Origin of the sequence: Brevundimonas sp., assembly GCF_032107865.1 — a bacterium.
GTDB lineage: Bacteria > Pseudomonadota > Alphaproteobacteria > Caulobacterales > Caulobacteraceae > Brevundimonas.
The window spans coordinates 1-10,826 of the sequence record NZ_DAMCNG010000082.1; the positions used below are offsets into that span (position 1 = coordinate 1).

A 10,826-nucleotide genomic window follows, 5' to 3' on the forward strand; every position below is an offset into this window, starting at 1 on the left:
GCCAGACCCGACAGCAGGGGCGAGGCCGCATCCAGCGCCTCCTCGACATTGCGGCCGCCGCCCTTGGCGCCCATCACCGCCAGCCGGGCGTCGATCTCGCGCCGCTCCTCCTGACCGATGTCGCCGACCTCCAGCAGACCGTCCACGAACAGCCTCAGTCCCGCATGGGTCGGCGCCCGCCCGGCCGAGGCGTGCGGCGAGGCCAGCAGCCCGGCTTGCGTCAGCGCCTGCATGGTGTTGCGGATCGAGGCGGGCGATAGGTCCAGCCCGGCGCGCGACAGGGTATGTGACCCCACCGGCTCGCCCGTCTCCAGATAGGTCTCGACCACCCGGCGAAAGATGTCGCGCGCTCGCGCGTCCAGCGTCGCCAGGCCCGGCGAAGGGTGCAGCAGGCTCATGACGCCGTCCTCCGCGCCGCCCAGTCCGCGCGGATCAGGCGATGGACCAGACAGTCGTCCGTCCCGTTGAAGACGCGCCGCCCCTCCGGCCGGAAGCCCAGTCGCTGATAGAAGCGATGCGCCTCGGTGTTGGAGTTGAGCGGATCGATCACCACCGCCTCGACACCCGGCCGGGCGAAACAGGCGTCCAGCGCCTGGGTCATCATCTGCGTCCCATGGCCCCGGTTCAGGGCGTCGGCCTCGCCGATCCAGATATCGAGGGCGCGCAGGTTCGGCTCGACGTCGCCCCAGTAGCCGTTGGGTTCGCCCGCCGGATCGATGTCCAGCATGGCCCCGATCGGGCGGCCGTCGACCTCAGCGATGAAATAGCGAAAGACGTCGGACTGCGCAGCCAGTTCCTCGTCCCAGTCGGCCGCCTCATGATGGTCGGGGTCGTCGGTCAGGCAGGCGACGACGTGCGGCGCTTCATCCCAGCGCGCCAGGATCGCAGCATCAGCGGCCACGGCCGGACGAAGACGCACGACAGACGGGTCAGGACGGGACAGGCTCATGGTTTCAGGATAAGCACGCGCCATCCCGCTTCCAAGGAATTCCCATGCGCCCGTCCGAACGCACCCCCGAACAACTCCGCACCGTCACGCTGGAAACCGGCGTCAACCGCTACGCCGAGGGCTCCTGCCTGGTGTCCTTCGGCCATACCAAGGTGCTGGTGACGGCCTCGATCGAGGAAAAGGTGCCGGGCTGGATGCGCAACACCGGCCAGGGCTGGGTCACGGCCGAATACGGCATGCTGCCGCGCGCCACCCACACCCGCGGCCGGCGCGAAGCCGCAGCCGGCAAGCAGTCGGGCCGCACCCAGGAAATCCAGCGTCTGATCGGCCGCTCCTTGCGCGCCGTGGTCGACCTCAAGGCGCTGGGCGAGCGTCAGGTGCTGATCGACTGCGACGTGATCCAAGCCGACGGCGGCACGCGCACCGCCTCCATCACCGGTGCCTGGGTGGCGATGGCCTCGGCCCTCAACTACCTCAAGGACGAGGGCGTGCTGGCGACCGACCCCATCTTGGATCAGGTGGCGGCCGTGTCCTGCGGCGTGTTCAAGGATCTGCCGGTGCTGGATCTGGACTATGAGGAAGACTCCACCGCCGAGGCCGACAGCAACTTCGTCCTGACCGGCGCGGGCCAGATCGTCGAGATCCAGGCCACCGGCGAGAAGCGCGGCTTCAGCCGGGCCGAGTTCGATCGCCTGTTCGAACTGGCGGAAATCGGCTGCACCGAACTGTTCGCCCTGCAGCGCGCCGCCGTCGAGGCCGCCCGCCGATAAGGCTTTTGCCGGAGCCGGATCGGGACCATCGTCGTTGCATAGGCGAACCCCGATCCGGAGCCCCGCATGACACGACCGCCCCTTCTGGCCTGCCTGATCCTCGGCGGCCTGCTCGCCGCCTGCCAGCCGCGCCCTGAGCCGGCAGCCCCCGAGCCCGAAGCCCGCCTGCCCGAAGGCCCGGACATGGCGCCCCAGCGGGTTCCGATCGAAGAACGCCCCTGCGTTGAGACCCTGGGCGAAGCGGCCTCCGCCCGCCTGGTCCAGCGCTGCATCGCCGTCAGCCCCGCCACGCGCCCGCCCTGCCACGCCTCCAACCCCTGCGACCTAATCCAGGGAGAGATCGACCGTTCCTGCGCGATGTGGACCCGCGACGGCGAAACCCCGCCGAAAGAGTGCAAGGGCTGATCTTCTCCCTCCCCCAATAAAGGCGGGTGAGAAGGCGCGCTCAAGCAGCGAGCCGCCGCGCGGCGAGCGATAGCGCACAAAAAAAAACCCCGGCGGATCGTTCCGCCGGGGCCTTCTTCATCTCAGCGATGACGCCGAGGCTTAGTCGCGACGGCGACGGCCGCGGTCGCCGCCGTTACGGTCGCCCTTGGGACGGCCGCCGGTGTCTTCCGACAGCGGGGCTTCACCGCGTTCAGCGCGCTCGGCGTTGATCTTGTCGGTGATGTCCTCGCCGGTCTCCTGATCAACGACCTTCATCGACAGCTTGGTCTTGCCGCGATCGTCGAAGCCCAGGAACTTGACCTTGACCTCTTGGCCTTCCGACAGGACGTCGGCCGGGTTGGCGACGCGCTCCAGAGCGATCTGGGACACGTGGACCAGACCGTCCTTGGCGCCGAAGAAGTTCACGAAAGCGCCGAAGTCGACGACCTTCACAACCTTGCCGGTGTAGATCGTGCCGACTTCCGGCTCCGAGGCGATGGACTGGATCCAGGCCTTGGCGGCTTCGATCTTTTCCTGCTCGTTGGCGGCGATCTTGATGGTGCCGTCGTCGCCGATGTCGACCTTGGCGCCGGTCTTCTCGACGATTTCGCGGATGACCTTGCCGCCCGAACCGATCACTTCACGGATCTTGTCGACCGCGATCTTGATGGATTCGATCTTGGGCGCGAACTCGCCCAGTTCGGCGCGCGGCGCTTCCATCGCCTTCGACATTTCGTCGAGGATGTGCAGACGACCGGCCGAAGCCTGCGTCAGGGCCTGCTGCATGATCTCCTTGGTGATGCCGGCGACCTTGATGTCCATCTGAAGGCTGGTGATGCCTTCCGAGGTGCCCGCGACCTTGAAGTCCATGTCGCCCAGGTGATCTTCGTCACCCAGGATGTCCGACAGGATGGCGAACTCGCCCGACGGCTCCAGGATCAGACCCATGGCGATGCCCGAGACCGGACGGACCAGCGGCACGCCGGCGTCCATCAGGGCCAGCGACGATCCGCAGACCGTGGCCATCGAGGACGAGCCGTTCGACTCGGTGATCTCCGACACCAGACGGATGGTGTAGGGGAAGTCCTCGCGGGTCGGCAGCATCGGACGGATCGCGCGCCAGGCCAGCTTGCCGTGACCGATTTCGCGACGGCCCGGCGAGCCCATGCGGCCCGCTTCACCGACCGAATAGGGCGGGAAGTTGTAGTGCAGCAGGAAGGACTCTTTGTACGTGCCGGTCAGGCTGTCGATGTACTGCTCGTCCTCGCCGGTGCCGAGCGTGGCGACGACCAGGGCCTGAGTTTCACCGCGCGTGAACAGCGACGAACCGTGGGTGCGCGGCAGGACGCCGACTTCCGAGACGATGGCGCGGACCTTGTCCAGGGCGCGGCCGTCGACGCGGTGGCTGTTCTCGATGATGTCGCGACGCAGGACGTCGGCTTCACATTCCTTGAACGCAGCCGAGAACTTCGACGAGTCGACGCCGTCGGGGTTCTCGTCGGTCTTCACCAGGGCGGCGGCGGCGGTCTTCTTGGCCGCGTCGACGCCCGAGCGGCGCTCGTACTTGCCCGGATGGGCGTAGGCGGCCTTGATGTCCTCGCCGACCAGCTTCTTGATCGAGGCGACGACGTCGGAGTGGTCTTCAGCCTGGAAGTCGAACGGCTCCTTGGCGGCGTGCTCGGCCAGTTCGATGATGGCGTCGATCACCGGCTGCATGCCCGCGTGCGCGAACATCAGGGCCTCGAGCATCTTCTCTTCCGAAAGCTCCTTGGCTTCGGATTCGACCATCATGATGGCGTCTTGCGTACCGGCGACGACCAGATCCAGAGCGCTTTCGCCCAGGGTGTCGATGGCGGGGTTCAGCACCAGCTCGCCGTCGATCAGGCCGACGCGCGCGGCGCCGATCGGACCCATGAAGGGCACGCCCGAAATGGTCAGGGCGGCCGAGGCGGCGACCATGCCCAGGATGTCGGGATCGTTCTCAAGGTCGTGCTGCAGCACGGTGACGATGACCTGGGTCTCGTTCTTGAAGCCCTTGACGAACAGGGGGCGGATCGGGCGGTCGATCAGGCGGGAGACCAGGGTCTCCTTCTCGGTCGGACGGCCTTCACGCTTGAAGTAGCCGCCCGGGATCTTGCCGGCGGCGAACGTCTTCTCTTGATAGTTGACGGTCAGCGGGAAGAAATCCAGGCCCGGCTTGGGCTGGCGGCCATAGACGACGGTGGCCAGGACCACGGTCTCGCCGTAGGTCGCCAACACGGCGCCGTCAGCCTGACGGGCGATGCGGCCGGTTTCCAGCGTCAGCGGGCGTCCGGCCCACTCGATCGTCTTGCGTTTGATGTCGAACATTATTCTTCTTTCGTCTCCCGCGGGCGTATTCCCGTCGGGGGTGTGCGGAGCGGCAGGCCGTTCAGTCCTGCGGTCCCCATGAGCCAGGCCGCGTCATCGCGGCCAGGCGGGTGATTGAGGACCGGATTTCAGGCCCTCGCGTCGGTTGCGCCGGTAAGACCCGCGGCGCACGGGAAATCATAGACTAGGAGCGGAACGAGGCGCGGACGTGTCCGCCCGCGCCTCGTGGAATTATCCGATCCGCAACCGGGGGCGCCTTAGCGACGCAGGCCCAGCTTGGCGATCAGCGCCTGATAGCGGGCGCTGTCGGTCTTGTTCAGGTGGTCCAGAAGACGACGACGCTGCGAAACCTGCTTCAGCAGGCCACGACGCGAGTGGTTGTCCTTCTTGTGGGTCTTGAAGTGCTCGGTCAGGTTGGCGATGCGTTCCGTCAGGATCGCGACCTGCACTTCAGCCGAACCGGTGTCGCCCGTCGAGCGAGCGTTGTCGGCGATGACTTCAGCTTTACGTTCAGCCGTAATCGACATCAGAGTTCTCCGTTATGGGAGGTTGAAAACACGATCGGGTTCAAGCCGACCGGCCCTGAGATTGCCGAGCGCGACCAGGGTTCCGCCCTCGAAGACCGAAACCAGCCGCGATCCGGCGGTGAGCCGGGCCTTGAGCGTTTCAATCTGTCGGGGGAGCAGAACGATCGGCCGTCCCTGCCTCAGAGAGAGGGCGTCCTGATCCGTCACGGCCAACTCCGGGATGTCGTCCAGAGCGGTCGAAACGGGCAGCAAGCCCTCAAAGGCGGCGCCCTTATGCGCCAAGTCTTCCAGAAAATCCAGCGTTACGGCGTTCTCGATCGAGAACGGCCCCACACGCTCGCGTCGCAGGTCCGAAACGTGACCCTCGGCGCCCAGCATGATCGCCAGGTCGCGCGCCAGGGATCGCACATAGACGCCCTTGCCGGTCCGCATCGTGATCTCGACGTGATCGGCGTCGGGCGCGGCCGTCACCGCCGCCTCATGAATGGTCACGCGGCGGGACTGCAGTTCGACCTCCACGCCCGCCCGCGCCAGATCATAGGCGCGCTCGCCATTGACCCGTATCGCCGAAAACGCAGGCGGCGTCTGGTCGATCTCGCCGACGAAGGACGGCAGGGCCGCCGTCACCGCCTCGACCGAAGGCCGCACGTCGGAACGGGCGATGATCTCGCCCTCGCGGTCGATGCTGTCGGTCGAAATGCCCCAGTGGATGGTGAAGCGATAGACCTTCTGCGCCTCCATCATGAAGGGCACCGTCTTGGTCGCCTCACCGAGCGCGATGGGCAGGATGCCCGAGGCCAGCGGGTCCAGCGTCCCCGCATGGCCCGCCTTCTGGGCGTTGAACAGGCGACGGATCTTCGTCACCGCCTCGGTCGAGCCCATCTCATAAGGCTTATCGAGGCACACCCAGCCGTTGACGAGGTCGCCCTTCTTGCGTCGCGCCATAGGATCAGTCTTTCTCTGGGCCTACCGCGCTTTGCGCTGCTTGAGGCCCGTCATCCTCATCGCCAGCATGTTCGATGTCGGCACGCACGCGCGGATCATTGAACAGACGGTCCATGTGGCTGGCCGTGTCGAAGCTCTCGTCGTGGCGGAACTTCAGGTCCGGCGTGAACTTCATGTCGATGCGGCGACCCAGCTGACCGCGCAGGAATTTGGCGTGTTCGTTCAGCGCCTTGATGATGGCGCTCTCGTGCCCGGCCGTTTCGGCCGCCTCGACGCCGGCGCCCAGCGGCTCGACGAAACAGGTGGCGTGGCGCAGGTCCGGGCTCATCCGCACCTCGGTCACGGTGACGGAGACGCCGACCAGGGCCTCGTCGTGGATCTCATGCTCGCGCATGACGTCGACCAGGGCGTGGCGGATCAGTTCGCCGGCGCGCAGTTGGCGCTGCGACGGCCCCATCGGGCCGCTGGCGTTGCGGGTGTGTTGCTTGCGGGCCATCGTAGGCTCCTCCTGCTCGCGCCGCCGGGGATCGGACGCCGGCTCTTGAACGCGAAGGGGCGGGGTCTAGTCGCCTGCGTCGTTCAAGTCCAGTTCCGCCGCACTCTGTTCCGCCTGCCGAACCGCCCGCATCACCGCGCCCGAGGTCAGGCTGCGGGCCATCGGCATGGACAGGCCGCCCGCGTTCAGCACCTCGGCCGTCCAGTGGTTGCACAGATGCCCGACCCAGAAGGTCTCGCCGCTGGCGTAGAAGACGGCGTCGTCGCCGTCTCTCTGCGCCGAAACGACCGCCCGCCCCTCTTTATCCAGCCGCAGCGATGCAGCCACCCTCTTCCGTAGGGCCGCAAACCCCTCGGGCGACAAGGCCACCGTCGCGCGCGCCGTCTCTGGAAAACGGGCCGGATCAACGGGATCAGGGTCCACCATGACCACGGACGGATTGCCGCCGGGCTTGAAGAAGGCCCGCGCCCCGTCGGGCAGGCGGCCGCTGATCGCCCCCTGTTCGACATAGAAGACGGAGTCGCCCCAGCCGACCCGCACCCAATCGCCCGGCGGCAGGGCGCGCACCGCCTGCGCCAGGGCGTCGTCGCCCGCCGCCAGCGCCACGCGCGGCACGGCCAGGTCGGTGTGAAAACCGTTGTCGATCAGATGGACGACGATCGTCGTCTCCGACGATGCGGCGGGAAATAGCGCAGGATCACCCGGTCGCTGCGCCGTCCATACCCCGGCCAGAAGACCGATCAGGACAGCGAGGCTCCAGCGGATCAGCACCCCGCGCCGCCCGCCTAATTGGTTCCAAAGGCGGCGGGAACGTCACGCGCGGGCGAAGAGCCCTGCATCGTCGCCCATTCGCCGCGATAGTCGTAATTCAGGGTGACGCAGTGGCGGAACTGGCCGTCGGCCCAGCGCCCGACCGTCTCGATCGTCAGGGGATGGCCTGCGCGCACCCGTCCGACGACGATGAAGGTCTGGTCCGAGCCGGGGCATAGGGCGCGCGACAGGGCTCGGCCGTCGCCGTCGGTCGAGATGCTGTAGACGCCGCCGACCGCCGCCCCCTGCGGCAGGACGCGGCGGACCTGGTCCGGCCCGCCACGCTCGAACCGCGCCGACCCGCGCGAGGTCGAGGAGAACAGGTTCCTGACTGAAGTGGCGCCGAACCAGCCGCGCTCGACCTCCAGCGTCACCCCGCGCGTCAGGGCCTGGGTGGCGCGGTCGCGCGCGTCGAAGGACAGGAAACGGGTGTCGGCCAGCGCCGGCGTCGCCAGGGCGCCGAGACTGGCGACGATCAGGAGTAGAGACAGGCTAGGACGAGGCATGGCGGCCCATTCATTAGCGCCCCCCGACGCGGCAAGGCCGAACCCTAAGGCCAAGCGGGCTTCAGATGAAGCCCATCGAGTGGAAAGACGGCGGTCGATCCGTCATGATGCCCCCTCCCCCCGCAGCATGACCCAAGACCGTGTTCAGAGACCCCTTCGACATCGACAACTACGCCCAGGATCCGGACCACTATCTCGCCGTACCCTTCGTCCCGACCGAGGAGGATACGGTCGAGGCCATGCTGAGCCTGGCGGGCGTCGGCCCCAGTGATCGGCTGTACGACCTCGGCTGCGGCGACGGACGCATCGTCATCGCCGCCGCCCGCGACCGCGACGCGCGCGGCGTCGGCGTCGACGTCGACCCGGTGCGGATCGCCGACGCCATGGAGTTCGCCGGCTGGGCCGGGGTCGAACACATGGTCGACTTCCGCGAGGAAGACCTGTTCAGCGTCGATGTCCGCGAGGCCACCGTGGTCAGCCTCTATCTGCTGCAATCCATCAATGTGGAGTTGCGCCCGCGCCTGCTCAGCCAATTGAAGCCCGGCGCCCGCATCGTCTCCCACGCCTTCGACATGGGCGACTGGCTGGCCGACGAACGGGTCAAGGTCGCCGACGACTACATCTACAAATGGACGGTTCCGGCCCCGGTCGCGGGGCGCTGGGACTGGAGCTGCGCGGACGGAACGCCGTGCCGTCTGGAGCTGGAGCAGACCTATCAGCAGGTCACGGGCCGCGCCTGGCTGGGGGAGACTGAGGTCAGCCTCGCCGCAGCCGAACTGACCGGCGAAAGGCTGGAGATCGAGCTTCAGGCCGACGACGCGGCGCCGGTGCAGCGCTTCATCCTGACCTTCGCGAACGGCGCGCTGCAGTCCGCCGCCGAGGCCTGACCTTCACCACCCGATCGTCCCGGCGGACGGATGAGCGGGCGTCGGCGTCGAGCACGCCCAAACACAAAGGGCGCGGCTTCCGAGGAAACCGCGCCCTTCCTGTATCAGGCCGTGAGGCTCAAGCGTCCTAGTCCAGGGTGCGCTTGATCTCTTCGACGGTGAAGCACTCGATGTAGTCGCCTTCCTTGATGTCCTGGAAGCCGGCGAACTGCATGCCGCATTCCTGACCCGAAGGCACTTCGTTGACCTCGTCCTTGAAGCGCTTGAGCGTGTTGAGCACGCCCAGTTCCAGCACCACCACGTCGTCGCGGATGATGCGGACGCGCGCGCCCTTGCGGACCACGCCCTCGGTGACGCGGCAGCCTGCGACCCGGCCGACCTTGGTGATGTCGAAGGCCTGCAGAACCTTGGCGTTGCCCAGGAAGGTTTCGCGCTGGAGCGGCGCCAGCATGCCCGAGAGCACGCCCTTAATGTCGTCCAGCAGGTCGTAGATGATCGAGTAGTAGCGGATCTCGACGCCTTCACGGTCGGCCAGGTCGCGCGCCTGCTTCGACGCACGGACGTTGAAGCCCAGGATCGGCGCGCCGGCCGACTTGGCCAGGTTGACGTCGCTCTCGGTGATGCCACCGGCGCCCGAATAGACGGTGCGGGCGCGGACCTCGTCGTTGCCCATCTTGTCCAGCGAGCTGACGATGGCTTCCGCCGTGCCCTGAACGTCGGCCTTGATGAGGACCGGCAGTTCCGAGACCTTCTTGGACTGCAGCTTCGACATCATGTCGACCAGCGACAACGAGCCGCCCGAGACCTGGGTCTTCTCGCGCTTCACGCGCTGACGGTATTCCGTCAGTTCGCGGGCGCGGGCCTCGGTTTCCACCACGGCGAAGACGTCGCCCGGCGACGGCGCTTCGTCCAGGCCGAGAATCTCGACCGGAACCGACGGGCCGGCTTCCGGCAGTTGCTCGTTGCGCTCGTTCAGCAGGGCGCGAACCTTGCCCCAGGCCGAACCGGCCACGACGATGTCGCCGCGCTTCAACGTGCCGCGCTTGACCAGGACGGTCGCGACCGGGCCGCGGCCCTTGTCCAGCTTGGCCTCGATGACCACGCCCTCGGCCGAACGGTCGGCGTTGGCGCGCAGGTCCATGACTTCGGCCTGCAGCAGGATGGCGTCGGTCAGACCGTTGAGGTTGATCTTTTCCTTGGCCGACAGCTCGATGATCTGCGTGTCGCCGCCCAGGCTCTCGGAGATGACTTCATATTGAAGCAGCTCGTTGACGACCTTCTGGGAATTGGCGTCCGGCTTGTCGATCTTGTTGACCGCCACGATGATCGGCGAACCCGCCGCCTTGGCGTGCTGGATGGCCTCGACCGTCTGCGGCATGACGCCGTCGTCGGCCGCCACGACCAGGACGACGATGTCGGTGACGTTGGCGCCGCGCGCCCGCATCGCCGAGAAGGCCGCGTGGCCCGGCGTGTCCAGGAAGGTGATGCGCTGACCGTCGGCCAGACGCACCTGATAGGCGCCGATGTGCTGGGTGATGCCGCCGGCTTCGCCGCCCGCCACGTCCGTGGTGCGCAGCGCGTCCAGAAGCGAGGTCTTGCCGTGGTCGACGTGGCCCATGATGGCCACGACCGGGGCGCGGATCTCGCCCGCATCGGCGTCGTCAGCGTCGGCGATGAAGCCTTCTTCAACGTCGGATTCGGACACGCGCTTGACGGCCATGCCGTATTCCTCGGCCACCAGCTCGGCGGTGTCGGAATCGATCACGTCGTTGATCTTCATCATCAGGCCCTGACGCATCAGGAATTTGATGATGTCGACGCCGCGCACGGCCATCCGGTTGGCCAGTTCGCCGACAGTGATGGTGTCGGGAATGACCACTTCACGCGGACGGTTGGGCGTTTCGGTCGAACCGCCGCGGCGCTTTTCCTTCTCGCGTTCGCGAGCACGGCGCACCGAGGCCAGCGAGCGCATGCGCTCGACGGCGTCCTCGTCGCCTCCCGCCACCGAGTGGATGGTCAGGCGGCCTTCGCGGCGCTTGGGCTCGCCGCGCGTGCGGCTGACGGCCTTGCCGGGCGCGTTGTCGGCGAAACGCTTCTCGCGATCGTCCTCGCGGCCGGTGGCCGGACGGGCGAAGCCGCCGCCGGCGCGGCTGGGACGGGC

11 protein-coding genes and 1 pseudogene are annotated in these 10,826 nt (G+C 67.4%); 3 read left to right on the top strand and 9 right to left on the bottom strand.

Annotated features, from left to right (window positions below; all coding sequences use genetic code 11):
* Both hrcA and RT567_RS08655 read right to left on the bottom strand, forming a co-directional pair.
* Positions 1-398 (bottom strand): annotated as a pseudogene (hrcA, locus tag RT567_RS08650) (heat-inducible transcriptional repressor HrcA); the annotation flags it as partial.
* On the bottom strand, positions 395-973 hold the full coding sequence (locus RT567_RS08655) for a GNAT family N-acetyltransferase (RefSeq protein ID WP_313575787.1): 579 nt from the start codon (positions 971-973) through the stop codon (positions 395-397). The gene RT567_RS08655 and the pseudogene hrcA, both read right to left, overlap by 4 nt.
* Before the next feature lie 20 nt (positions 974-993).
* Here RT567_RS08655 and rph point away from each other — a divergent pair, with 20 nt between their 5' ends.
* A complete protein-coding gene (gene rph / locus RT567_RS08660; protein WP_313575789.1) occupies positions 994-1,719 on the top strand; it encodes a ribonuclease PH in 726 nt (241 codons plus the stop codon).
* Positions 1,720-1,785: 66 nt separating this feature from the next.
* Positions 1,786-2,124, top strand: coding sequence for a hypothetical protein (locus RT567_RS08665; protein WP_313575791.1), 339 nt, complete (start codon positions 1,786-1,788; stop codon positions 2,122-2,124).
* Positions 2,125-2,265: 141 nt separating this feature from the next.
* Here the strand turns inward: RT567_RS08665 and pnp are convergent, their stop codons facing one another.
* From pnp to RT567_RS08695, 6 genes are all read right to left on the bottom strand, one after another.
* Positions 2,266-4,494 (bottom strand): polyribonucleotide nucleotidyltransferase, encoded by a 2,229-nt coding sequence (gene pnp, locus RT567_RS08670; protein ID WP_313575793.1) that lies wholly within the window; start codon positions 4,492-4,494, stop codon positions 2,266-2,268.
* A gap of 257 nt (positions 4,495-4,751) precedes the next feature.
* Positions 4,752-5,021, bottom strand: a complete 270-nt coding sequence (rpsO, locus tag RT567_RS08675; RefSeq protein WP_024354282.1) for a 30S ribosomal protein S15 — start codon at positions 5,019-5,021, stop codon at positions 4,752-4,754.
* Positions 5,022-5,033: 12 nt separating this feature from the next.
* Positions 5,034-5,966, bottom strand: coding sequence for a tRNA pseudouridine(55) synthase TruB (gene truB / locus RT567_RS08680; RefSeq protein WP_313575794.1), 933 nt, complete (start codon positions 5,964-5,966; stop codon positions 5,034-5,036).
* Between the two features lie 4 nt (positions 5,967-5,970).
* A complete protein-coding gene (gene rbfA, locus RT567_RS08685; RefSeq protein ID WP_313575796.1) occupies positions 5,971-6,462 on the bottom strand; it encodes a 30S ribosome-binding factor RbfA in 492 nt (163 codons plus the stop codon).
* Between the two features lie 66 nt (positions 6,463-6,528).
* Positions 6,529-7,233 (bottom strand): DUF2459 domain-containing protein, encoded by a 705-nt coding sequence (locus RT567_RS08690; protein WP_313575798.1) that lies wholly within the window; start codon positions 7,231-7,233, stop codon positions 6,529-6,531.
* 14 nt (positions 7,234-7,247) lie between these two features.
* Complete coding sequence (locus RT567_RS08695) at positions 7,248-7,778, bottom strand: hypothetical protein (RefSeq protein ID WP_313575799.1); 531 nt, start codon at positions 7,776-7,778, stop codon at positions 7,248-7,250.
* Positions 7,779-7,918: 140 nt separating this feature from the next.
* Here RT567_RS08695 and RT567_RS08700 point away from each other — a divergent pair, with 140 nt between their 5' ends.
* Positions 7,919-8,665: a class I SAM-dependent methyltransferase gene (locus tag RT567_RS08700; RefSeq protein WP_313575800.1), complete on the top strand. Its 747-nt coding sequence runs from the start codon at positions 7,919-7,921 to the stop codon at positions 8,663-8,665.
* 127 nt (positions 8,666-8,792) lie between these two features.
* Here RT567_RS08700 and infB read toward each other — a convergent pair.
* A partial coding sequence (gene infB, locus RT567_RS08705) for a translation initiation factor IF-2 (RefSeq protein WP_313575802.1) occupies positions 8,793-10,826 on the bottom strand: 2,034 nt, incomplete at its 5' end.